This window comes from Pseudomonas serbica (genome assembly GCF_028823535.1).
In the GTDB taxonomy this organism is placed as follows: Bacteria; Pseudomonadota; Gammaproteobacteria; order Pseudomonadales; family Pseudomonadaceae; genus Aquipseudomonas; species Aquipseudomonas serbica.
Genome location: NZ_JAQIYM010000019.1, coordinates 1 through 23,754 on the forward strand (window position 1 = coordinate 1; position 23,754 = coordinate 23,754).

The 23,754-nt window shown below is 62.7% G+C and carries 23 protein-coding genes; 11 read left to right on the forward strand and 12 right to left on the reverse strand.

What is annotated here, in order from left to right; all coding sequences use genetic code 11:
* Positions 1-55: 55 nt before the first annotated feature.
* Together NQL71_RS26070 and NQL71_RS26075 are read right to left on the reverse strand one after the other, a co-directional pair.
* A complete protein-coding gene (locus tag NQL71_RS26070) occupies positions 56-1,621 on the reverse strand; it encodes an aldehyde dehydrogenase (NADP(+)) (RefSeq protein ID WP_046820261.1) in 1,566 nt (521 codons plus the stop codon).
* A gap of 8 nt (positions 1,622-1,629) precedes the next feature.
* The gene (locus NQL71_RS26075) at positions 1,630-2,253 is read right to left on the reverse strand and encodes a cysteine hydrolase family protein (protein ID WP_274643580.1); all 624 of its coding nucleotides are present in this window, start codon (positions 2,251-2,253) and stop codon (positions 1,630-1,632) included.
* 99 nt (positions 2,254-2,352) lie between these two features.
* On the opposite strand from NQL71_RS26075, the gene NQL71_RS26080 reads away from it, so the two are divergent.
* Together NQL71_RS26080 and NQL71_RS26085 are read left to right on the forward strand one after the other, a co-directional pair.
* Positions 2,353-2,871, forward strand: a complete 519-nt coding sequence (locus NQL71_RS26080; protein ID WP_046820259.1) for a winged helix-turn-helix transcriptional regulator — start codon at positions 2,353-2,355, stop codon at positions 2,869-2,871.
* A gap of 117 nt (positions 2,872-2,988) precedes the next feature.
* Complete coding sequence (locus NQL71_RS26085) at positions 2,989-3,327, forward strand: hypothetical protein (RefSeq protein WP_046820258.1); 339 nt, start codon at positions 2,989-2,991, stop codon at positions 3,325-3,327.
* Positions 3,328-3,351: 24 nt separating this feature from the next.
* Here the strand turns inward: NQL71_RS26085 and NQL71_RS26090 are convergent, their stop codons facing one another.
* On the reverse strand, positions 3,352-4,359 hold the full coding sequence (locus NQL71_RS26090; RefSeq protein ID WP_274643581.1) for a LacI family DNA-binding transcriptional regulator: 1,008 nt from the start codon (positions 4,357-4,359) through the stop codon (positions 3,352-3,354).
* Between the two features lie 189 nt (positions 4,360-4,548).
* Between NQL71_RS26090 and NQL71_RS26095 the strand changes: the two genes are divergently transcribed.
* From NQL71_RS26095 to NQL71_RS26115, 5 genes are all read left to right on the forward strand, one after another.
* Complete coding sequence (locus tag NQL71_RS26095) at positions 4,549-5,715, forward strand: Gfo/Idh/MocA family protein (RefSeq protein ID WP_166619096.1); 1,167 nt, start codon at positions 4,549-4,551, stop codon at positions 5,713-5,715.
* Between the two features lie 38 nt (positions 5,716-5,753).
* Complete coding sequence (locus tag NQL71_RS26100; RefSeq protein WP_046820256.1) at positions 5,754-6,806, forward strand: sugar phosphate isomerase/epimerase family protein; 1,053 nt, start codon at positions 5,754-5,756, stop codon at positions 6,804-6,806.
* A 44-nt stretch (positions 6,807-6,850) separates the two neighbouring features.
* Positions 6,851-8,083 (forward strand): nucleoside permease, encoded by a 1,233-nt coding sequence (locus NQL71_RS26105; protein ID WP_046820255.1) that lies wholly within the window; start codon positions 6,851-6,853, stop codon positions 8,081-8,083.
* Between the two features lie 202 nt (positions 8,084-8,285).
* On the forward strand, positions 8,286-8,684 hold the full coding sequence (locus NQL71_RS26110) for a hypothetical protein (RefSeq protein ID WP_274643582.1): 399 nt from the start codon (positions 8,286-8,288) through the stop codon (positions 8,682-8,684).
* Positions 8,685-8,705: 21 nt separating this feature from the next.
* On the forward strand, positions 8,706-9,101 hold the full coding sequence (locus NQL71_RS26115; protein WP_046820253.1) for a hypothetical protein: 396 nt from the start codon (positions 8,706-8,708) through the stop codon (positions 9,099-9,101).
* A 45-nt stretch (positions 9,102-9,146) separates the two neighbouring features.
* Here NQL71_RS26115 and NQL71_RS26120 read toward each other — a convergent pair whose 3' ends face one another.
* From NQL71_RS26120 to NQL71_RS26160, 9 genes are all read right to left on the reverse strand, one after another.
* Positions 9,147-9,866, reverse strand: a complete 720-nt coding sequence (locus NQL71_RS26120) for an NAD(P)H-dependent oxidoreductase (protein ID WP_077183164.1) — start codon at positions 9,864-9,866, stop codon at positions 9,147-9,149.
* 23 nt (positions 9,867-9,889) lie between these two features.
* The gene (locus NQL71_RS26125; RefSeq protein ID WP_274643583.1) at positions 9,890-11,431 is read right to left on the reverse strand and encodes an acyl-CoA carboxylase subunit beta; all 1,542 of its coding nucleotides are present in this window, start codon (positions 11,429-11,431) and stop codon (positions 9,890-9,892) included.
* 69 nt (positions 11,432-11,500) lie between these two features.
* Positions 11,501-12,685, reverse strand: a complete 1,185-nt coding sequence (locus NQL71_RS26130) for a thiolase C-terminal domain-containing protein (protein WP_077183166.1) — start codon at positions 12,683-12,685, stop codon at positions 11,501-11,503.
* On the reverse strand, positions 12,682-14,211 hold the full coding sequence (locus tag NQL71_RS26135) for an AMP-binding protein (protein ID WP_077183167.1): 1,530 nt from the start codon (positions 14,209-14,211) through the stop codon (positions 12,682-12,684). Before NQL71_RS26135 ends, NQL71_RS26130 begins: the two co-directional genes overlap by 4 nt.
* A gap of 8 nt (positions 14,212-14,219) precedes the next feature.
* Positions 14,220-14,636 (reverse strand): Zn-ribbon domain-containing OB-fold protein, encoded by a 417-nt coding sequence (locus NQL71_RS26140; protein WP_274643584.1) that lies wholly within the window; start codon positions 14,634-14,636, stop codon positions 14,220-14,222.
* A gap of 7 nt (positions 14,637-14,643) precedes the next feature.
* Entirely contained in the window at positions 14,644-16,143 is a 1,500-nt protein-coding gene (locus tag NQL71_RS26145) for a hypothetical protein (protein WP_274643585.1), read from the reverse strand.
* 3 nt (positions 16,144-16,146) lie between these two features.
* Positions 16,147-17,544, reverse strand: a complete 1,398-nt coding sequence (locus NQL71_RS26150; protein ID WP_274643586.1) for an acetyl-CoA carboxylase biotin carboxylase subunit family protein — start codon at positions 17,542-17,544, stop codon at positions 16,147-16,149.
* The gene (accC, locus tag NQL71_RS26155) at positions 17,541-18,950 is read right to left on the reverse strand and encodes an acetyl-CoA carboxylase biotin carboxylase subunit (protein WP_077183171.1); all 1,410 of its coding nucleotides are present in this window, start codon (positions 18,948-18,950) and stop codon (positions 17,541-17,543) included. Before accC ends, NQL71_RS26150 begins: the two co-directional genes overlap by 4 nt.
* The gene (locus NQL71_RS26160; RefSeq protein ID WP_077183172.1) at positions 18,950-19,414 is read right to left on the reverse strand and encodes an acetyl-CoA carboxylase biotin carboxyl carrier protein; all 465 of its coding nucleotides are present in this window, start codon (positions 19,412-19,414) and stop codon (positions 18,950-18,952) included. Before NQL71_RS26160 ends, accC begins: the two co-directional genes overlap by 1 nt.
* A 196-nt stretch (positions 19,415-19,610) precedes the next feature.
* Here NQL71_RS26160 and NQL71_RS26165 point away from each other — a divergent pair, with 196 nt between their 5' ends.
* From NQL71_RS26165 to NQL71_RS26180, 4 genes are all read left to right on the forward strand, one after another.
* Complete coding sequence (locus tag NQL71_RS26165) at positions 19,611-19,835, forward strand: acyl-CoA carboxylase biotin carboxyl carrier protein subunit (protein ID WP_077183173.1); 225 nt, start codon at positions 19,611-19,613, stop codon at positions 19,833-19,835.
* A gap of 5 nt (positions 19,836-19,840) precedes the next feature.
* The gene (locus tag NQL71_RS26170; protein ID WP_082240463.1) at positions 19,841-20,551 is read left to right on the forward strand and encodes a GntR family transcriptional regulator; all 711 of its coding nucleotides are present in this window, start codon (positions 19,841-19,843) and stop codon (positions 20,549-20,551) included.
* Positions 20,552-20,613: 62 nt separating this feature from the next.
* Positions 20,614-22,173, forward strand: a complete 1,560-nt coding sequence (locus NQL71_RS26175) for a class I adenylate-forming enzyme family protein (RefSeq protein WP_166619093.1) — start codon at positions 20,614-20,616, stop codon at positions 22,171-22,173.
* Positions 22,170-23,750: an acyl-CoA carboxylase subunit beta gene (locus tag NQL71_RS26180; RefSeq protein WP_077183176.1), complete on the forward strand. Its 1,581-nt coding sequence runs from the start codon at positions 22,170-22,172 to the stop codon at positions 23,748-23,750. Before NQL71_RS26175 ends, NQL71_RS26180 begins: the two co-directional genes overlap by 4 nt.
* Positions 23,751-23,754 lie beyond the last annotated feature (4 nt).

A 23,754-nucleotide genomic window follows, 5' to 3' on the forward strand; every position in this document is an offset into this window, starting at 1 on the left:
CCTGGCCCCCCACCCCCCGCTCCCACATTCAGCATTTGCCAGGCGCGAAAACTGCTTATTGTCCGTCGACGCTGCGCGGCACACCGAGCGGGTTGCCCTCACGCAGCGCCTCGGGCAGCAACGCATCGGGAAAGCCCTGGTAGCACACCGGCCGCAGGAAGCGCTCGATGGAACTCATGCCCACCGAAGTGAAACGGCTGTCTGACGATGCCGGAAACGGCCCGCCGTGCACGCTGGCGAAAGACACCTCCTGGGGATGGGCGAAGGCGTTGACGACGATCCGCCCGGTGCGCCGTTCCAGGATCGGCAGCAAACGACGGGCCAGTCCCAGGTCCACGTCTTCCAGGTGCATGGCCGCACTGAGCTGACCGCGAAGCGCACGGGCGACCGCGAGCATTTGCGCCTCATCCTCGACTTTCACCAACAACGCGGCCGGCCCGAACACTTCCTCGGCCAGGCCTGTTTCGCCGAGAAAACGCGGGCCGTCGACCTCGAGCAATAGGGCCTGGCCGTCCAGTGCCGCAGTGGCGGCCAGGCCTTCGGCAACCGGCCTGGCACCGGCGCCGTGCAACCTGTCGAGTCCGCTCAAGTACGCTCCATGGATGCCCGGCGTCAGCATCGGCCGTGCCGCTGCCGCCGCTACCCGGTTGATCATGGCCGCGCGCAGGGGCTCGAAACCGGCCCCGGCGATGGCGATCAGCATCGCCGGCTTGAGACAGGCCTGCCCGACATTGACCAGCATGCGCTCGATGAAACCGTCACCGATCTGCGCACCACGCTCGGCCAGTGCCCGGGGCAGGATGAAGGTGGGGTTGACGCTGGCCATTTCGGTGAACACCGGGATCGGCTCGGGGCGTAGCTGCGCCCGGCGATACAGGGCCATGCCGCCCTGTTCGGAGCCGGTGAAGGTCACCGCCTTGATCAACGGATGGTCGACCAGGGCCTCGCCGATTGCGTTGCCGGCGCCGCGCACCATCGAGAACACGCCTTCAGGCAAGCCACTGTCCTGCACGGCCTTGCGGATGGCCCGGGCCTGGATTTCCGAGGCCCCCGGGTGAGCGTTGTGGGCCTTGACGATCACCGTCGCGCCGGCCGCCAGCGCGGCTGCCGTGTCGCCGCCGGCCACCGAGTAGCTGATGGGGAAATTGCTGGCGCCAAACACGGCCACGGGGCCGAGGGCGATTTTCTGCAGGCGATGATCCATGCGCGGGCGTGGCTGGCGCCCAGGCTGGGCCGGATCGATGGCCACCTGGAGAAAACGTCCGCGGCGCACCACCTCGGCGAATTGCCGGAATTGCGTGGCGGCCCTGGCCGCTTCGCCCAGCAATTGTGCTTCGGGCAAACCGGTTTCCAGGGCGGCCCGAACGGCCAGCGGCTGGGCGACGGCCTGCAGGTTGTCGGCGATACGCTCCAGCAAGGCCGAACGCTCGGCGAGCGAGGTGTGGCTGTAGTGGTCGAACGCGGCGTCGGCGAGGATCGCCGCCTGGTCCACTTCAGCGGCGCCACCGAAGGCGAACTCCGGCTCGATAAGCTGATGGGTGGCGGGGTTCAGCGCCTTCATCGTCCCTGCGCTGGCGGCGACTTCGTTGGCGCCGATCAACAGGTTTCCAGTCAGTTTCATGGGCGTGCTCACAGCTTGAGGGTGGCGGTCAGTTGCTCGGTGGTGACAATCGAATGGGCGAAGGTCGGGCCATTCAGTTCATGGGCCGCGTGCATCATTTCCGGCTTGAAAGCGGCGGTGGCGTCGCGCACCAGGGTGACGTGGTAGCCCAGTTCCTGGGCGTAGCGGGCGGTCGCCTCGATGCAGGTGTTGGCCAGCAGGCCGACGATGATCACGTGGGTGATGCCTTTCTGCTTGAGGCGAAAATCCAGGTCGGTGTTGGCAAAACCGCTGGAGCCCCAATGCTCCTGGACCACGGTGTCGCCGGGCTGGGGCGCGAAATCGGGGTGCCATTCGCCCCCCCATTCGCCACGGGCGAAGTGGTGCATGTGCTGGATCTTGCATTGGGTGGGGCTGGGGTGATCCCAGTTCTCGTAGTCGCCTTGCTCCCAACGCCGGTGCGGTACGATGAACACCGGTATGTCGAGGGCGCGAACCGTCCGGTCGAGGGTGCGCAGGTTGTCGAACAGGCCGACTTGCCGGGCGATCGGCTCCAGCAGCGGGAAAATCTTGCCGCCTTCGGAGAGGAAGTCGTTGTAGGGATCGACCAGCAGGTAAGCGGTGCGAGCCAATGGGTAGGGTGCGTTGGACATGACAAATGCTCCGGGAAAATGGGCGGTTCGGTGCCATGGGCTTGCCGTGGCAGTGCGTAGATATGATAATCATAGTTACTTGGAAAGAGGCAAGCCCGTATGGCGTTAAAAAAGACTAGCCCGCAAACCTTGTGTCCGATTGCCCGGGCCGAAGACGTGGTCGGCGATCGCTGGACCGTGCTGGTGCTGCGCGAGTTGTTCATGCGCAATCATCGCTACGATGACATCCAGGCGCAGACCGGCGGCACCCCGCAGATGGTCGCGACCCGCCTGAAAAGCCTGGAGGCGGACGGCATGGTCGAGCGCCGCGCCTACAACGAGCGGCCGCCGCGCTACGAGTACCACCTCACGGCCAAGGGGCAGGCGTTTTACTCCGTGGTGCTGGCGTTGCGCGCCTGGGGGGAAACCTGGTGCAAGTCGCCGCAAGAGGGCCTGGCCGTGCATTACACCCACCAGCGCTGCGGGCAGCCCGCAGGGCTGGGGCCGTTGTGCGAACATTGCGGTGAGTTGCTGCGCCGTGACGAATTGAGCAGCGAGCCGAGTGCGGCCTATGCCCAGGAGCGCCAGGAACGGCGCGAGGGGTTCAAGCGTGGGCCGGCGGTCAAGTCCGCGGAGTGAGGGCCGGGGTCTTTAACTATTCGTTGCACTGATAGTCACAATCATCCATCACAAGTTCTGTTGTTGCCGGCAAACAGGGAGTATCGCGTGCATTGAAAACGCTTCCGGAACCCTGTGATGAAGATGCTGACTCGACTGGCGCTGATCGCCCCCTTGCTGCTGTCCGGGTGTGCTTCTGCACCTAATGACCCGACGCTGACCCTGCAGACGAAAAAGGCCCCGGCGGACTACGCCCAGTGTGTCCTGCCGAAACTGCAGGAAGACGCGCTGAGCGCCACGATCTCGCAAACCCAACGCAGTTATCGAATCGTTGTATCGAGCAAGGTCGCCGCCGATGATGTACTCGAAGCCTACAAGGCCTCGAATGGCGGCAAGGTGTTCCTGTACGAACGCACGTTGCTGGCCTCGACGTTCGGGCCATCGCGCCTCGAACGTGCGGCCCAGGAATGCCTCTAGGCAGGCCCTCGATACAGCCGACCCTTACTGGCCTGCGTTCACTACCGCCGTGCTGCCGCGCAGCGTCAACTCGAACGGCAACACCACATGGCGCTGTACCAGCGGTTTTTTTTCGATCAGCGCAATCAGCATCTCGACGGCTTTGCGGCCGAAGACTTCGGCGGGTTGCGCGATGGTTGTCAGCGGGGGGTCGCAGTAAGCCGCGAAGGGAATGTCGTCAAAACCGACCAGCGAAATATCCTCGGGCACCCGTAAACCCTGTTGCTTGATGCGTTTCAACGCGCCGATGGCCATTTCATCGTTTTCGCAGAACAGTGCAGTGGGACGCTCTGGCAGATCCAGCATGGCGGCGGCGCCTTCATCACCGGCTTTCAGGCTGAAATCTCCATGGCAGATCAGTGTCGGGTCGCAATCAATCCCGGCCTGACGCAAGGCATCCTGATAACCGGCCACGCGGTCGCGGGTCAGCGGGCTGCTTTTAGGGCCCTTGATCAGGCCGATCCGGCGGTGGCCCAGTTCGATCAGGTGTTCGGTCATGGCCTTGGCGGCCGCGCGGTTATCCAGGCTGATGGTCGGATGACGGCCGCCATGGATCACCTCGCAGGCGTTGACGATAGGCGGTAGTTCGGTGTTGGGGAAGGGCGCCTCGAACGGGTCATAGGCGCGCAACTGGATCACACCGTCTGCCTGGTGGTTGTACACCAGTTCGGCGAATTCCTGTTCGATCTCCTCGCGACCCTGGGTGTCGCACAGCAGCAGCCGATAGTTGGCTGCCTGGGCCGCCTGTTGCGCGCCGCTGATGACCCGGGCGAAAAATGTGTTGGCGATGGCCGGCACCAGGATCACCAGGTTGCCGGTGCGGCGCGAACGAAACTGCACCGCCATCAGGTTCGGCCTGTAGCCGGCCTGTTCCACGGCCGCGTTGACCTTGTCCCGTGTCTTTGGGAGCACACGCTCAGGCGATTTCAGGGTTCTGGACACCGTGGCCACCGAGACGCCGGCCAGCCTGGCTACTTCACGGATATTGGACAAGATCACCTCGTTATCGAACCGCACGGCCGGCGAGCTTAACGCAGTTATTCCTGGGCTGAAATGTTCATTGATTTTAATCACGGGGTTTGACAGGCATTGAAACTGAGCCTAAATTTCCGCCACGATGTAACCGGTTACATCGGCGCCTGGCTTCAGTCTGAAAAGCCGCTTCAAACAGAGAACATTGCGATGAACGCTGCAACAGCAAAAATAAGAATGGGATTTGTCGGGGGCGGCGAGGGCGCATTCATCGCTCAAGCCCACCGTCAGGCCGCCGGGCTCGATGGGCGTTTTGAACTGGTGTGCGGCGCCTTCAGCCGCGACCCGCAGAACAACCTGAACACCGGCGCGGCACTGGGCCTGCCGCCCTCGCGCTGCTACAGCGACTGGCAGCAGATGATCGAGGCCGAGCGTGGGTTGCCCGCTGAGCAGCGCATGGAGTTGCTGGTGATCGTCACCCCCAACCACTTGCACGCTCCGGTTGCCAGCCAGGCGCTGGGTGCGGGTTTTCATGTGTTCAGCGAAAAACCTGCGGCACTGAACCTGGTGGAATTGCTGGCACTCAAGGACGTGGTCGAACGCAGCGGTCGCCTCTACGGCCTGGCCCATACGTACCTGGGCTACCCCATGGTCTGGCAGGCGCGCGAAATGGTGCGCAGCGGCGTGATCGGTGCGGTGCGCAAGGTCATTGTCGAATACCCCCAAGGCTGGCTCAGCCAGGATGTGGCCGGGCAGGGCAACAGGCAGGCGCTATGGCGCGACAGGCCGGAGCAGTCCGGTGTGGGCGGTTGCATCGGTGACATCGGCACCCACGCCTTTTCCCTGGCCGAGTTTGTCGCGGACCAACCGATCCAGCAGTTGTGCGCGATGTTGGGCGTGCACATCGCCGGCCGTCAGTTGGACGATGACGCCTCGATGCTGTTCAAGATGGCCGGCGGCGCCAGCGGCGTGTTGATCGCCAGTCAGGTCTGCGCCGGCGAAGAGAACCCGCTGAAAATTCGCGTCTATGGCGACCAGGGCGCACTGGAATGGCGGCAGGAGGAACCCGCCAGCCTGGTCCACCGTGCCCTCGATCAACCCATGCGCATCCTGCGCTCCGGTGTCGGCCAGCCGTGGCTGTGCGATGCCGCCAGCCAGCGCATGCGTTTGCCGGCCGGGCATCCTGAAGGCTATCTCGAAGCCATGGCCAATCTCTACGGCGATTTTGCCCGCGCCATCCGTGGCAACGTCGCGGGGCACGATGCGCCCGGGGTGCCCGGTATCGACATCGGCCTGCGCGGCATGGCGTTCATTGAAACCGTGATCGCCAACCATCGTGGCGACGCCAAGTGGACCGAACTGGTCTGCACCCCATGACTCTGGAGACTTGCGTGACTGACACTACCGCAACCGGCATGCGAGGCCCGGGGATTTTCCTCGCGCAGTTCATGTCCGCCGAAGCACCCTTCGATACCCTGGCCAACATCGCCCGGTGGGCGGCATCCCAGGGTTACAAGGCCATTCAACTGCCGACGCTGGGCACGTCGTTCATTGACCTTGCGCGCGCCGCCGAAGACCAGGATTACTGCGATGAACTGAAAGCGGTCTGCGCTCAGGCGGGCGTCGAGATCAGTGAGCTCTCGACTCATCTGCAAGGCCAACTGGTGGCGGTGCATCCGGCGTTCGACACGCTGTTCGATGACTTCGCACCGGCACATTTGCGCGGCCAACCCCAGGCCCGCACCGACTGGGCCATCGACCAGTTGAAGCTGGCGGCACGCGCCAGTCAGCGCTTGGGCTTGAAGGCCCACGCGACCTTTTCTGGCGCGCTGCTCTGGCCCTACCTCTACCCCTGGCCGCAGCGCCCGAGTGGTCTGGTCGAGCAGGGTTTCGCCGAACTGGCCAGGCGCTGGTTGCCGATTCTCGATTGTTTCGAAGAGGCCGGCGTCGACCTGTGCTACGAGATCCACCCCGGCGAAGACCTGCATGACGGCGCTTCATTCGAGCGCTTCCTGGAGGCAGTCGATCACCATCCCCGTGCGGCGATCCTGTATGACCCGAGCCACCTGCTGCTGCAGCAAATGGACTACCTGGGCTTCATCGATCGCTACCACGCGCGCATCCGCATGTTCCACGTCAAGGACGCCGAATTCCGGCCCGATGCCCGTTCCGGTGTCTACGGCGGATACCAGGGCTGGGTCGAGCGGCCGGGGCGTTTTCGCTCATTGGGCGATGGCCAGATCGACTTCAAGTCGATCTTCAGCAAATTGACCCAATACGACTACGCCGGGTGGGCCGTGCTGGAGTGGGAGTGCTGCCTGAAGGACTCCGCGCAGGGCGCCGCAGAAGGTGCGGCATTCATCGAGCGACACATGATCAGCAAGACTCGCAAGGCCTTTGACGATTTCGCCAGCGTGTCGTCCGACGCCGCCTTCAATCGTCGATTGTTGGGGTTACCCGACGCCTGAACCCGTTTCTCTCGCACCACAACAACAATAAGACGGTGACTGTCATGACCACGATGACCGCGCGGCTAAGCGCAATGATGTTCCTGCAGTTCTTTATCTGGGGTGGCTGGTTCGTCACCCTCGGTACCTTTCTTGCCAGCAATCTGGGCGCCACAGGCGGGCAGATCGGCATGGCGTTCTCGACCCAGTCATGGGGCGCGATCATCGCGCCCTTCGTGATCGGTCTGATCGCCGACCGCTTCTTCAACGCCGAGCGCATTCTTGCCGTGTTGCACCTGGTGGGCGCGGTGTTGCTGTATCAACTGTATCGAGCACCGGATTTCAGCACCTTCTATCCATTCGTGCTGGCCTACATGATGGTCTATATGCCGACCCTGGCCCTGGTCAATTCCGTCGCGTTCCGCCAGATGAGCGACCCGGCGCTGGAGTTTTCGCGCATCCGCGTGTGGGGCACCCTCGGCTGGATCGTCGCCGGCGTGGTGATCAGCTTTGTGTTTGCCTGGGACTCACAAGCGGCGATTTCCTCCGGCGGGTTGCGCAACACCTTCCTGATGTCGGCGATCGCGTCACTGCTGCTGGGCGTGTACAGCTTCACCTTGCCGCGTACCGCACCGCTCAAGGGCGAATCGAACGGCGGTCTCAAGCAGATGCTCGGGCTGGATGCCCTGGGGTTGCTCAAGGATCGCAGTTATCTGGTGTTTTTTATCGCCTCCATCCTGATCTGCATTCCGTTGGCGTTTTACTACCAGAACGCCAACCCGTTCCTGGCGGAAATCGGCGTGACCAACCCCACGGCGAAAATGGCCATCGGGCAAGTCTCCGAAGTGCTGTTCATGCTGCTTCTGCCGCTGTTCATCCAGCGCTTCGGGATCAAGCTTGCGCTGCTGGTGGGGATGCTGGCGTGGGCTCTGCGCTACCTGTTGTTCGCCTACGGCAACAACGGTGACCTGGCGTTCATGCTGTTCACCGGTATCGCCTTGCACGGCATCTGCTATGACTTTTTCTTCGTTTCCGGACAAATCTACACCGATGCCAAGGCTTCGGAGCGTTTCAGGAGTTCCGCCCAGGGCTTGATCACCCTGGCGACCTACGGCCTGGGCATGCTGATCGGTTTCTGGGTGGCGGGGCAGGTCACCGACCACTACGCCGCGTCGGCGGGCGCCCATGATTGGAAAAGCATCTGGCTGTTCCCGGCCGGGTTTGCCCTGGTGATCTTTTTCTGTTTTTCCCTGGCGTTCAAGGGGCGACAGGCGGTGGCTGTACAAACCACGGTTTGACCCAGGGTATCAATAAGTTGGGGTGTTGCACTGCGCGAACATTAGTTGGATTAAGTGACGGCCAATGTCCATATAATTTACATGTTCGTGCAGTTTGCAATGTGCGCGGGTTATTGAATTTATCGTGAATAATTATATTTACGCGGTGCTACGTGACTACTCTTAAAAGATTGGATCCGCTGGCTGATAAAAGGTGAGCGCTATGAATAAGATTATTGCCTGTTCAATAGTTATATGCTTGATGGCGGGTTGCTCATCCTCTGGTCACCAAGCTGCCATGGATGCCCATGCCGATGCCCCGGCGACTGCAAAGCAGCTCAGTGCAAGCGAGATCAATTCCACGGTAATAGGGCGCAAGCACTCCAGCGTCACCTCTACTGGATACCCCTTCTCTGAAACCCTGAATCCTGACGGCACCGCGACCATTAATATTTCCACCGAGCCTGTGCAGGCCGGTACCTGGGTAATCACCGAGGACGTCATTTGCGTGAGCTATCAGAAATATGGCAAGGAATGCAATAAAGTCCTGAGTGACGGAGTCACGATCTGGTTTGTCGATAGCGTAAAAAATAAAACCAACAACAAGTTTTCCGTTCAATAAAGTTGATGGGCGAGGTGCGGCATGAACAAAGAATATTGGAGCTGCCTGTTCCTGGCCCTTGTCTTGTCCGGTTGCGCTTCGTCTGGCAACCATCCGATAAAGCCGGTTTCACCTTCGGCGGTTGCGCTCGATGATGATCAGGTGCGCAGCACCCTGATAGGCAACAAATTGCATAATGTCGGGCCTTCGGGCTTGCCGTATTCGTTGAGTTTCAATGCCGATGGCACGGAAATATTCAAACTGTCCGGCAACCCACCCGAAACCGAATACTGGACCGTCAAGGATGGCGTGATCTGTTTCACCTCGCCCAAGATCCCCAAGGAATGTTATCGGCTGAAAAAGGACAAGGATGACTACTGGCTGGTAGATCCACAGACGGGCGCAGTGCACTACCACTACACCCTGACTTCGCAATGAGGTGATGACGCTTGCTGTTGAAGGCGTCGGCGAACTTGCCTGTTACTACAACGGGGTGTCAACCAGTCCCAGGGGATAGAGTCGATCATCGAACTGACTCAGGCGAGGGTATTGGATGGGTTCGTCCGCCTCGATGTTTTCCAGGCGCTGGCGATAGCTGAGCAAAAAATCCTGTCGCGCTTCGGCGCTAATGTACGGCACATGCCAACCGACAAAAGGTGGCAGCACTTCCAGGCCGACATAGGCCAGGGTACCGCGCAGCAGCGGGCGCAACATGTCTTCCAGGGGGCCGTGGATCGCCTTCTCGCCGAACATGTGTTCACGCCCGCCCAAGGTCACAGTCACCAGGGCTTTCTTGCCGCTCAGCCCGCCTTGATCATAAAAACGTTTGCCGCCGTAGCAGATGCCGGACACCAGTACCCGGTCAATCCAGCCCTTGAGGATGGCCGGCGTGGAGAACCAGTAGATCGGGAAATTGAGGATCAGCAGGTCTGTCCAAAGCAGCTTGTCCAGTTCCTGCTGAATATCGGCGGCGAGCGTCCGCTCCTTGCTGTTGCGTCGTTGTTCCAGCGCGTAGACCAGGTACTCGGGATTTTCCCTGACGCAAAAGTCCTCGGCACTGGCCACTGGGTTCCAGTCCATCGCGTACAGGTCCGATACCCGCACCTCATGCCCTTGGGCTTGCAGGGTCTGGACCGCCTGGTCGCGCAGCGCAGCGGTGAAGGACTTTGGTTCGGGGTGGGCATGCACGATCAAAACGTTCATGGTGAATCCTTGAAAGGGAGGGATCAAAAGTAGGTTGGCCACGTACGCATTTCGTGACGGCCGATACCGTTGTTGAAGCCGCGCCGTTGCGCCGCCAGTGCCTCGACCAGAAAGCGCCGGGTTTCTGCCGGGGCGATTACCTCGTGGGTGCCCATGGCACCGGCCAGGGCAAAGGCCGAGGTGTCTTTTGAGAATTCGGCATGCAGTCGCTCGTAACGCTCGGGGTCGCTTTCGCGGGTCACGTCATGCACGACGCTGACCGCAACGCCGGGGTCGACGAAGCTGACGTCGGCCATGCACCAGGCGGCGGACTGGTCGCTGTTGCGGCCACCGCCGAAATTCAGGTAGGCCTGGCCAAAACTCTTGCGCACGATTACCGAAAGTTTGGGCACCGAACACAGTTGCACTGCGTGAATCATGTTCATGATGTGCGCGGGCGCGCTGTGTTTCTCGCCTTCGATGCCCACCAGGAAACCGGGTGTATCGACTAGAAATACCAGTGGAATGTTGAACGAGTCGCACAGGGCGATGAAACCGGTGGCCTTGCGGCAGGCATCGGCGTCGAGCGCTCCGCCTTTGAATTGCGGGTTGGAAGCGACAATGCCGATGCTGGCCCCCTCGAGCCGGGCCAGGGCGGTGACGACCGAGCGACCGAAGCGATCCTTGAGTAAAAACAGGCTGTCACGATCGACCAGGGTGGCGAGCAGCTTGCGCATGTCGTAGGTCTTGCTGCGTTCGGCCGGGACGATGCGTTCAGGTCCCGACGAATCCGGACGGTCCTCGAGCGTGCAGGGCAGCACGGCCGGCATCTCATTCGAATGGGAGGGCAGGTAGCCGAGAAAACGCTGGATGGCGGCCAGCGCTTCCTGATCGGTGTTGACCACCATGTCGGCCAGCCCGGTGATTTCAGCATGCATGCGCCAGCCGCCGAGTTCTTCGCTATCGGACGCCTCGCCGATCGCCACCGAGGTGACTTTAGGGCTCGAAACAGCCAGCAATGCGCCTTTGCGCATCACTGTGAAATCCGCCAAACACGAATACCAGCTCGCCGAACCGAAACACGGGCCGAGCACGGCGCTGACCCACGGCGTCTCGCGACGGCGGCAGTATTGCTGAGCATCCTGACCGCCGCCGGCCATGGCGCCCGCGCCCATTGCATCCTGCATGCGCTGGCCCGACGACTCGCCAAGGAAGATCAGCGGCATGCCGTTGCGGGTGGCGCATTCCTTCATGTAGGCGATCTTGCGCGCATTGACCCACGAGGACGACGCGCCTTTGACTGTCATGTCGTTGGACACCACGGCGACCCGGCGCGAATCGATGCGGCCAAAGCCGGTGATCTTGCCATCGGCGGGCGTGCTATCCCGATCTTCGGGGCGGGCGGAGTGGGCGAGCATGCCGATCTCACTGAACGACTGCGGGTCCAGCAGACCCTCCAGCCGCTCACGGGCGTTGAGCACGCCGGCATCGCGTCGTGCCTGGAGTCTGGCTTCTCCGCCCATGTCCAAGGCGGTGGCGCGGCGGGAGTGCAGTTCTTGATCGGGTGAAGTGTGATCGCGGGTCATCAGTCTTTCTCTTGGGGAACCATGACGGCACGTCCGACGATTTCGCCGCGACGCATTGGCAGCAGGACTTCAATCACCTGGTTCGTTCGCCAGCACCATGTACATGAATGCCGACATGACGAGCCCGCCAGTCTGGACCAGGCAGCTGCTGCCATTGGCGACCTGGCGTGCGCCGCATTCGCCGCGCAGCTGGCGCACCGACTCGATCATCAGTTGCATGCCGAACTGGCCGGAGTGGTTGAACGCCAGGCCACCGCCCGACGTATTCACCGGCAATGCGCCGCCGGGCGCGGCAATGCCGCTGCGCAGAAACGCGCCCGCCTGGCCGGGTTCGCACAAACCCATGCTCTCCAGGCCGACCAGCACATTGATGGTGAAGGCGTCATAGATCTGCACCATGCTCAATTCGCTGCGCGCGATGCCGGACATGCGCATCGCCCGCTCGACGCAGGCGCCGGTAACGCCGTCGTCGAGCCAGTCGAACGTATTGACCGGCGTGACGTGGCCCCGATAGGTATCGGCGAAACCGCGGATGAACACCGCAGGTTTGGCCAAGGTGCGGGCGTGTTCGGCCCTGGTGAGGATCAATGCACCGGCACCGTCGCTGACCAGGCAGATATCGGCTTTGCGCAGCGGGTCCGAGATCAGCGGCGAAGCCAGGTAATCCTCCATCGTCAGTGGTTGGCGCAGCGTGGCCTGGGGATTGAGTTGCGCCCAACGCCGCGCGTTGATCGCCACCTCGCCGAGGTCCTCTGCGCTCGCCTGGTATCGATGCAGATACTGCTGCGCGAGCATCGCGTACCAACTGATCGGACTGAGCACGCCGTAGGGCGCCACGAATTGGCCGGACGGGGAACGCGGGTCGGTGACCACGCCGCCACGGTGGCGACTGTGATCCAGGCGCTGGGTACTGCCGTAGGTGACCAGCGCCACTGAGCACAGGCCAGCGTCGATCGCAGCCATGGCGTGGATCAAGTGGGTCAGGGGCGAACCGCCACCCACCACCGTGCTGTCGACGTAGCGCGGCGTGATCCCCAGGTATTCGCTCACCAGCAACGCATTGGCGCGGTCGTCCCAGTGCGCGAATACCCCATCGACATCGCCCAGGGTGAGCCCGGCCTCCAGTAGCGCTTCGCGGGCCGAGCGGCATTGCAGCGACAGCGCGGTGTCGCCTGGCTGCGCCTTGCCGAGGCCGGCCTCGCCCACACCGACGATGGCGTAGCGGCCGGCGAGGTGGGATGCGTCGAGCGTCATGGTCGAGGCTCCTGCGCGATCAGCTGTGCACGCACGTCTTTTTTCAACACCTTGCCGACCGGGCTGCGTGGCAGGCTGTCCCAGAACAGCACGTGTTTGGGCGTCTTCAGGCTGCCGAGTTTTTCCCGGCAGGTGGCGATCAATTCCTGCGCTGTTGCAGTGGCACCGGCCTTGAGTTCGATGACCGCGACGACTTTCTCGCCCCAGTCGGCATCGGGAATGCCGACCACTGCGCAATCCATCACCGCGGGATGCGCCCAGATCAGTTGCTCGATCTCGCTCGGGTAGATGTTGAACCCACCTGAGATGATCATGTCCTTGGTGCGATCGACGATGTACAGGTAGCCGCCTTCGTCGAACACGCCGATGTCACCGGTGTGGTGCCAGCCGTACCGGAGTGCCTCTTCGTTGGCTTGCGGATTGTCGTAGTAGCCGGGGGCGACCAGTTCGCCACGGGCGACGATCTCGCCGCGCTCGCCAGTCTCGACGAACCGCCCGTCGTCATCCATCAGGGCCACTTCGCAGGCACCGGTGGGACGGCCGGCTGAACCCAGGTGCTTGCCCTCACGCAGGTGGTCTTCGCGGGTCAGTACCGTGATGACACCGGGCACTTCGGATTGGCCGTAAAACTGCACGAACACCGGCCCCCACAGGGCGATGCCTTCGCGCAGCTTGTCCACGGACATGGGGGCGGCGCCGTAGATAACATATTCGAGCGAGGAGCAGTCGCGGGTCCTGGCGTCCGGGTGCGACAGCAGTCGGTAGATCAGGGTCGGTGGCAGGAACAGGTGGGTGATGCGTTCCCGTTCAATGGTTTCCAGGACCACGCCCGGATCGGCGGACGCTGCAATCACGTTGCGCGTGCCGAAACTCGACAGGGCCATGGCAGTTGCGCCTGCCGCATGGGTCAGCGGCGCCACGACCAGGTGCGCGGGGCTTTTTGCCGGCGGCATGAACTGGTTACCAATGCGGTAGCAGGCGAGCAATGCGCGATGGCTTTGCATGATTGCCTTCGGCCGCCCCGTGGTGCCGCCCGAGGACTTGATCAGGGCAATCTCGTCGAGCGTCTGGCGCACCGTGCACGGCTGGCCGGCATGTTCGCGGCACCAGGAGGCGATGCTCAGCCCGTCGATCGGCTCGTCCAGGCCGATCAGGGATTTCAGGGTGGGTACGCCGGCACGAATGCGCTCGGCATGCTCGGCGTACTGGGAGTGCAGCACGAGCACTGACAACTTGGTGAAACTCATGAACCAGATGAGGCTGTCGATCGAGTCCCTGGCATTCAAGGGTATGAAAGTGCTCCCTGCGCGCAAGGCGCCCAGCATGGCGACGAAGCTCAGCGGGTGATTGGGCGCCAGCACGCCGACATGCGCGCAGCTCAGCCCTAGCAGGGTCAAGGCATGGCCGATGGCGTGGGAATCGGCCTGGACCTCGGCGTAGGTGAGGCTCAAGCCTGGGCCTTGCAGGCAGACATTGTCCGGGTGGCGATTGGCGCCTGCATCGAAGTGGTCGGTAATCATTTGCATGGTGACGGCTAATCCAAAAGAGTGAACTGGGGCAGCGTGCAGGATTCGCTGACGGACTCGAAACAGACGCTGACCCGGGCGCCGATGGCGACGCGCGCAAGGTCGGCATCGAGGATATTGGCGACCAGGCGAACGCCTTCATCGAGGTCGATCAACGCAACCACATAGGGCAACCGGGATTCGAAGGCCGGCGAGGGCGCGATCCGGCAGACCGTCCAGGTATAGATGCGCCCGTGGCCGCTGGCGTTGATCCAGTCGAGGCGGTCGGACAGGCAGCTGATACAGAAGGCCCGAGGGTAGAACTGGCAGGTCCCGCAGCCAGCGCAGCGCTGAATCACCAGCCGGTGTTCATGCGCGGCCGCCCAATAGGCGGCCGTTTCGGCGGTGGGTTGCCGCAGAGGCCGTGCAGAGAGGGGAGTCGACATGGCAGCCTCAGTGAGTACGCAGTTCGAAACCGGCCATGGCGATATGCACATGGCGTTGCTCCGGGAACCTTGCCAGCCCGGCGATCAGTTCATGCAGCGGGCGACGCACACTGAAGGTGTCGTCGACCACGGCAGGGACCAGCCCGGTGATTTTTTCGTCGCCATACATGGCACGCAGCAACAGTTCATCATCCGACAGGCCGGGATATCGACGGCGCAGCTCGGGAACCCTTGGCGAGAGCACCGGTGGCGTCGTTGCCACCTCGCGGGAGCCGTTGGCGAGTACAAGATCCCTGACGTCGGGATCGACCGGCAGTGGCAGAGCGCCGAAGTAACCGCACACGTACTTTTTCACTTCGTCCGGTACCACCTTGTAGCGCTCGCCGCTCAGCACGTTCATCACCGCTTGCGCGGCGATCATGGCGGGGAAGGGCGTGGCCATCACGGGCGAGCCCAGTTCCACGCGCACGCGGGCGATCTCTTCGAGCACGACCGGCAGCTTGTCGGCGATCCCCGCCAGCTGCAGTTGCGACTGCAGGTTCGACATGGCGCCGCCGGCGTATTGGGTGACGAAGTGCGCCGGGTCGTATTCCGCCGGGATACCCAGGGGAAAACCGTTCTCTTCGGCCACGCCGGCGAGGTACTCGCCGATCTCGTCAGCCGCGCGGTCATCGAAGTCGACCTCGAAACCGATTTCGCGCAGGTTACGGGCCAGCATCTGGGCCGAGGGCCCTGCATTGCCGTTGGCCAGCGGATCGATCGAGCACAGCAGGCGGTCGGCGCCGTGCACCGCCGCTTCTATGGCCGCCAGCGAACCGGTCGCGTTCAGGCAGTGGGTGAGCACTTCGAGCGGTCGATCGCCGATCACCGCCTTGATCGCTGGCACAATGCTGCGTACCTGTTCCACGGTCATGCTGCCGCCGGCGTCGCCGAAGGTAAAGGCGTCGATGTCGAAGCGTTCGATGGCCTCGCGCGCCTTGGCGGCGTAGAACGTCGCGTCGTAGCCCGGGGCCAGGTTGTAGATCATGGCGAGGTTGGTGGTGGCGCCCAGGCGCTTGGCCGTGGCGATCGCCGGTACCAGGTTGTCCCAGCAATGCAGTGAGTCGAGAAAGCCGATGTCACGGGCACCGTTGGCGACCAGGCGCTCGACGTACAGCTCGCTGAGGTCGTCCGGTTCCGGGTAGAAGCTGCGCAGCATGTTGCTGCGCACGATACCGCGCAGCGGCGTGTGGCGGATCCGCTCGGACAACAGGCGGAGCCGCTCCAGCGGATTCTGGTTGAGGAACAGCACGCTGGCGTCGAACTGCACCAGGGCAACGCCTTCTATCGCATCGAAACCCAGCGCATCCAGGCGCTCGGCCATCGGCAGCATGTGCTCGGTGCGCATGCGCGTGGCCCACAGGCACTGGTGCGCATCGCGCAGGGTGGCATCGACCAGCTGGATGCGCCGGCGTTTGCCGGTGCGGACAAAATCCGCATTCACTTTTTCGCGTAGTTGATTCAGCACATGTCACCCCTTGCTGTGTTCAAGATGGATGGACAGGCCGGGGCCTGTGACACTCAATACGGTGTAATCGGGCCAGCGTTGCAGCAGCCCGAGCGTCAGGGCTTGCTCGGGTGTGCGCACTTCGTAGTGAAGACTGTGCAGCGGTGGCAGCGCCGGGCAGCCGCAGACCAGTGCCGCGAGCGCCTCATCGCAGGCGGGCACGTCGATCCCGCGGCCAGGGTGCGCAACCGCGCCGATGCGTTGCTGCAGGCTGTTCAGCGATGTGTCGATCGGGCCGTAGCAGCCTTGCAGCCAGCGGCGCAAGGTTGGCTGCAACGTGGCGTAGCGTGGGCTGGCATCCAAATGCTCGAGGGCTTGATGCGCAATAGCCCGGGCGAAAGGTTGCAGCATCGGCGGATTGCCCAGTTCCTGGCGAATGCGCGTGCACTCGCGGGAATACTCGAACAGATCGGCCAGGCGTGCGCGATCGCGCAACGCTTGCATGGCCTCGGCGGCGATTTCGCCCGGCAACTGGTGCTCAAAGGGCGCGAGGTCGAAGGCCCAGGGCTGGTTCTCGGCAAACCCCTCCTGATCCGCCACGCCGGCGAGCTGGGCCTGGGCTTCTTCCACACGCGCCTGATCCGGTGTTTGCAGCGGCAATTGCAGCAGCGCCGCCGACCGGATCAACAGTGCCAGCGAAGGCGTCGAGGCACCGTTGGCGACACAGGGCAGCGCGACATCGAGGCGGTCGATGCCGAGGCGAATCGCTTCCAGCGCCACCTGCGGGCCGAGACCGGTGTGGCAGCGGGTGTGCAGGTCCAGAGGTGTTCCATCAGCGCCGCTGCGCAGGGCTGCGAGCAAGCCGGGCAGGCGATCGCCATGCAGCAGGCCGGCTTCGTCGCGCAGCATGATGCGCTGCGCTCCGGCCTGTACCAGCTGAGCCGCGCAGGCCGAATAGTGGGCGTTGCCATGTTGATGATCGTCCACATAGGGCAGGGCGGCGGTGGCGGTCAGACCGTTCGCCAAGGCCAACTGCACGGCGTTGCCCAGGCGCTGGAAGTCCAGCTGCGGATCGATCAACACCACCTCGCTGATACCGGACCGGGCAAGCACTCGCAGCCAGCCATTCAGCGCTTCGCCTGCGAGCACATCGATGGCGCCCTGGGCGGGCAGCAGGTTCACCGTGGCGCGCAGGGGCGTGCCATGGGCGCGTTCGCGCATTGCAATGACGCGTTGCAGCGGATTTTCACCGCGGCCGAGACATTGCGCGATCACGGCGGGACTCAATACCTCGATCGCCGCCAGCCGGGCGTGCCCCAGTGAATTCATGGCGCCGAGCAGCATCGCTGTGCCGGGGGCACCGCCCCAGGCTGCGGTCTGGCCGTCGCTCAGGCTGACATCGACCAATGTTGTCATGCTCATGCGCGCTCCTTGGCTTGTTTCAAGGCCTGCTTGCGGGCGGGTACGAAGACGTCTTCGACCCAGCGAGTGGTGACCAGGCCTGCGACGAAGTCGGGGTGATCGAGCACGGCATGGTGGAAGCTGGCGGTGGTCGACAGGCCTACCACCTTCATGTCCTCCAGCGCCTTGCGCATGTGTACGATAGCCTCGCTGCGGGTCGGTGCATGCACGATCAGCTTGGCCAGCAGGGAGTCATAGAACGGTGGCACGGTGGCGCCGCTGTAGCAGTGGGTATCGACCCGTACGCCTTTGCCCTTGGGCGGCAGCCACTCGCTGACCAGGCCCGGGCTCGGGAGGAAATGGCGGTCCGGATCTTCAGCGTTGATCCTGCACTCGATGGCATGGCCGACCAGTTTGACGTCGGCCTGGCTGAACGACAGCGGCAGGCCGGCGGCGATGCGAATCTGCTCGGCCACCAGGTCCAGGCCGGTGATCATCTCCGTTACCGGATGCTCGACCTGGATGCGGGTGTTCATTTCCAGGAAATAGAATTTGCCATCGCGGTCGTCGACCACGAATTCAATTGTGCCCGCGCCGAAATAACCGACATTGCGCGCCAGGCGTACCGCGCACTCGCCCATTTGTTCGCGGGTTTGCGCCGCGAGGCTCGGGGAGGGTGCTTCCTCGATCAGTTTCTGGTGTCGGCGCTGGGTCGAGCATTCGCGTTCGCCCAAGTGCACCACGTTGCCGTGGCGGTCGCCCATGATCTGGATTTCGATGTGGCGCGCCAGTTCGATGAACTTCTCGACATACAAGGTCGGGTCGCCAAAGGCCGCCTGTGCTTCCGAGGAAGCGGAACGGAAGGCGGCCTCGGCTTCTTCGTCGCTGCGCACGATGCGCATGCCACGCCCGCCGCCCCCGGCGGTGGCCTTGAACAGCACCGGGTAGCCGATGTCGCTGGCGATGGCGCGGGCGGTTTCTGCATCGGCCACGGCGTCCGAGCCCGGTACTCGCGGTACTTCGGCTTTTTCCGCCAGGCCGACGGCGGTGATCTTGTCACCCATCGAATCAATGATTTCAGCCGATGGACCGATGAACGCAATGCCGGCGTCTTCGCAGGCCTGGGCAAAATGCGAGCGTTCGGAAAGGAAGCCGTAACCCGGGTGGATGGCATCGCAGCGCTGTTCCAGTGCCGTGCGCACCAACAGCTCGGCGCACAGATAGCTTTGCGCGGCCGGCGCCGGGCCGATGACCACGTACTCATCGGCGAGGCGCGCGGCCAGGCTGTCCTGGTCTGCTTCGGAGACGGCAGCAACCGATTCGATGCCCAGGGTTTTGCAGGCGCGCACGATGCGCACCGCGATTTCGCCACGGTTGGCGATCAATACCCGGCGGATGTCGCGGGTTGCCACGGGAATGCTGCTCATCAACGTGCCTCCGGTTCAAGAATCATCAATAGCTGGTCACGCTGCACCATCTGCAGGTCCTGGGCGACGATGCGCACGACGCGGCCTTTCACCGGTGACGCAAGGGTGTTGAAGAGCTTCATGGCTTCGACCAGGCACAGCGGCGTGCCTGTCTCGACCAAGGTGCTCTCTTCGACGAAGGACGGTTGGTCAGGACTGGGTTTGCGATAGAAGGTGCCCATCATGGTGGCGCGCACGGCGACCTGACCGGCGGCGATTTCAGGTTCGCTGGTGGCCGCCACAGTGGTCGGCTGCGCCGGTTTTGCCGGAGTAACGCCTTGCGCAGGCGCCTGGGACCGCTCGATCGTTCCCGACTTGCTGGCAGTCAGGGTGGTGTCACCGATGCGGACTTCAAGGAAGTCCAGATGCCGGGTGTGATCCAGTATTTCCAGGATTCTTCGTGCTTCTTTATGTGTGAGCGACATGCCTTCTGGCCTCTTGTTGTTCGAATTGCCTTGACGGATATGAACATCGATACGTAGGATTGTCAACAATCAGACAATCATGTAATTTGCTGATCGTGATCCAGGGCGTTTGCGCAGGCCTTCAAGAAAAGCGTAGCGCGCGGCGGCCAAGGGCCCGGCGATTTGAGAAATCAGTAGTGTTTTGGAGGGGGCGAGAATGAGTACAATCGCGGTTAAGTCAGATGTCGCTGGAACGGTGTGGCAGATTCATGTCGGCGTGGGCGATGTCGTTGAAGAAGATCAGATACTCATCGTCATGGAATCCATGAAAATGGAAATTCCATTGATGGCTGTCGAACCGGGGCGCGTTATCAGCGTTCTTGTTGCCGAGGGCGACGTGGTGAAAGACGGCCAGGATGTCTTGCTTATGGAGTGCGATTGAAGTCTATGTCAATGAATGCAGGTTCGGCGTCGGCCGCCAAGGGCGGTAGTGCAATAGGTATCATGCGTGCTGGTCGCCAGCGCGTATTGACGATGCCGGAGCAGATTGCCGAAAGCATTACGCTTGCGATTCTGCGAGGCGAATACGGGCCGGGCGATTCGGTGCGTGAACAGGAACTGGCCGACCACTTCCAGGTCAGCCGGGGTCCGATTCGCGAGGCCCTGCGCATTCTCGAGAAGGTCGGCGTGGTGACCATCGTGCCGCAGCGCGGCGCGCATGTGACTTCATTGAGCAGGCAGGAGATCGACAATCTGTTCGAGATCCGCGCGGTACTGGCCGGTTTGCTGGCCAAATACCTGGTCGACCTGGATGGATCGATCGTCAATCAAATGGACGCCATCGTCACCCGTCTTGAGCAGATTGCCTCGCAAGCGGATGCCCTGGACGAGTATGCCCAAGGCAGTTATCGCCTGAGCACGCTGTTATTCCAGTCCTGCGGCAACAAGCAGCTGGCGGAACTCATGGGAGCGCTGGGCATCCAGACCGCACGCTACACGCGGTTGGGGTTGCGTTCACCGGAGCGTCGCCAGGCTTCCGCCAACCATTGGCGCCAACTGGTCGAAGCGCTCAAGCACAACAGCAGTTCGGTGGCCGCGAACATGATGGTTGAGCTGATCAACGCTTCCCATCAAGCCGCATTGAATCACCTGGAATAATCCACACGGGGGCACATCACTCCCGAGTGCTGTGTCAGGTTGTCGACAATAAGACAAAAATCATGACAAAAAAACGCACCGCAGGACACATGCTCAGTTGGGCAGCCAAGCAATACCGAGGCCGCACCGCCCTGATCTTCGGCGACACCGGCCTGACCTATGATGAGGTCGAGATGGGCAGTAACCGGCTTGCCCATGCCTTGATTGGCCTTGGATTGCAGGTTGGGGAGCGCGTCGCCGTGCTGCTCAACAACTCGCCGGAGGCGATCGAGAGTGTTTTCGCTGTCGAGAAGGCCGGTTTGGTTTACGTGGCGCTCAATGCCCGGCACACCTTGGCCGAACAGATCGCGATCCTCGAGGACGCTGGCGCCGGTGTGTTGGTGGTGGGGCCTGAGTTTCGCGAGATCGGCGAAGGCGTTCTCGATCGCGTCGCGGGTTTGCGTCATGTGATCGCGCTCGATTGGCAGTCACCACAGCTACTGGACTACCGCCGGTTGCTCGCCTCGATGCCAACGCAGGCGCCGAATGTCCAGGTGTCTCCCGATGCCTTGCTGCGCATTGCCTATACCTCGGGCACCACCGGCAAGCCCAAGGGCGTCACCTACACGGTCAAGCGCTGGTATGAACGCCTGACCAACCATTTCTACGCCATGGAATACAGCCTGGGCGTGGAGGATGCGATGTTGCATGTCGGTCCCTTGACCCATGCCGCCGGCGTGCATCTGTTGCCCTGCTACTTGCGCGGGGCGCGCAATGTGATTCTCGAGAAGTTCGAGCCACTGGATACGCTGCAACAGATCCAGCGACACCGGATCACGCAGATGATGTGCGTGCCGACCATGCTCATGCGGTTGCTCGACGCCCTCGACAGCGGCGCCAGTGCGGATCACTCGTCGCTCAAGTGCATCCACTACGGGACTGCGCCGACATCCGTCGACCTGATCCAGCGCGCCATTGCGCGCTTCGGCCCGGTGATGCGTCAGCAGTACGGAATGACCGAGGCGGTCCAGCCGCTGGCGGTGTTGTACCCGCACGAACACGTCGAAGACGGCGTGCTGCGTTCCTGCGGCAAACCGACTGCCAATGTGCAGATCAGCGTGCGCGATGTTCACGGCGCGGAACTGGCGGTGGGCGAGATTGGCGAGATCGCCATCGCCACCGACGGCATCGGCGAAGTGGCGTTCTGGCGTCGCCCGGATCTGGAGGCCGAGGCCATTCGTGACGGCTGGTACTACTCGGGCGACCTGGGTTACCTCGATGTCCAGGGCTTTCTTTATATCGTCGGGCGCAACAAGGACATGATCATTTCCGGTGGCTTCAACGTGTATGCACGGGAAGTCGAGGATGCCCTGGAAAGCCATCCGCAGGTACTCGAGGTGGCGGTCCTGGGCCTGCCTGACGCGGAGTGGGGCGAGCGCATCGCCGCGTTTGTCGTACGGCGCGAAGGCGCCACGCTCGATAGCGAGACCCTGGGCAGTCATTGCGCAGCCCTGATCGCCGGCTACAAGAAGCCGCGCCTGATCGAATTCGTCGAGGCCTTGCCGCGCAATAGCGCCGGCAAGGTGGTGAAGAACATTCTGCGCGATGACTATCTCGCGCGCCTGCAGAGGAAATCATCATGAGCACGCCTGTTGCCCCTGAATGGTCGCTGGAGCTTGCGGACATCCGCGCGCGTCGGGAAATCGCCTACGCATTGGGTGGTCCCGAAGCGGTGGAAAAACACCACGCCCAAGGCAAACTCACGGCGCGTGAGCGCATCGGCCATCTGCTCGATGATGAAAGTTTCGAGGAGTTCGGCATTCTTGCCGGCGCGGTGAAGTACACGCCGCAAGGCACGATCGCCTCGGCCACACCGAGCACGGCCGTGGTGGGCGTCGGTCAGATCGACCGGCGGCGCACTGTGGTGGCGGCCGATGATTTCACCATCCGGGGTGGTTCGTCGGAAGCGGCGGTCGCCGAGAAGTGGATCTATGCCGATCGCTACGCCTGGGAATACAAGTTGCCGATCATCCGCATGATTGACAGCGCCGGCGGCAGTGTGAAGCTGCTCGACAAACTCGGTCATACCAAGATCCCGGGTTATGCCCTGTTGCCGATCACCAACCTGCTGGGCGCGGTGCCGGTGGTCGGCATTGCCCACGGTGCTTGCGCCGGCCTGGGTGCGCTGCGGGTGGCCGCTTCACACCTGTCGATCATGGTGCGGGGCCAGAGCCAGGTGTTCGCGGCTGGCCCGCCGGTGGTAAAGCAGGCGTTCGGCATCGATATCGACAAAAACGATCTCGGTGGCTATGACCAGGTGCATCGTCACAGCGGCATGATCAACCTGGCTGCCAACAGCGATGCCGAGGCACTGGACCTGGCCAAGCGCTTTTTGTCCTATCTGCCGGGCAATGTCTGGGAGCAGCCGCCACGAGTTGCCTCGCAAGACTCTCCGGCGCGCCGTGACGCCTGGCTCAACGACGCGATTCCCCATGACCGGCGCAAGATCTTCAACCCGCACAAGATCCTCAAGTCGCTGGTCGACAAGGACAGCCTGTTCGAGATGTCCCCGGATTTCGGTGCCTCGACCATCACTGCGTTCGCCCGTCTCAACGGCTATTCGGTGGGAATCATCTGCAACAACCCGCGGGTTGGCGGCGGTGCGCTGACCCGTGCGGCGGCGCTCAAGCAGACTCGCTTCATCGACCTGTGCGACACCTTTCACCTGCCGCTGATCTACCTGGTGGACCAGCCCGGTGTCATGACCGGTCAAGAGGCGGAAATGCAGGGCACGTTGATTGCGGCCATGCAGGCTGTGCATGCGATAGAACAGGCGAGCGTGCCGGTCATCACCATTGTGCTGCGCCGTTGCGTCGGGCTTGCCGGTGCCATGGTCAGCCCCTGGCATGGCCCTACGGGTACGGCATTACCGCACCGGTTCGCCTGGCCTTCGGCGCAGTGGGGTTCGATTCCGATCGAAGGCGGTGTCGCCGCTGCCTACAAGCAGGAGATCGCTGCAGCCGATGATCCGCTGGTACGACGCAAGGAGCTGGAGGCCCATTACCAGGCCCTGGCTTCACCGCTGCGTACGGCCGAACGCTTTGGCGTGATCGACATCATCGAGCCAGACAGTACGCGTCCGCTGCTGTGCAACTGGGTGGGTGACGCGTATCGCCTCACCGCGCTTTCCCTCGGGCCGAAGCGGCGGACCATGCGCTAGTCCC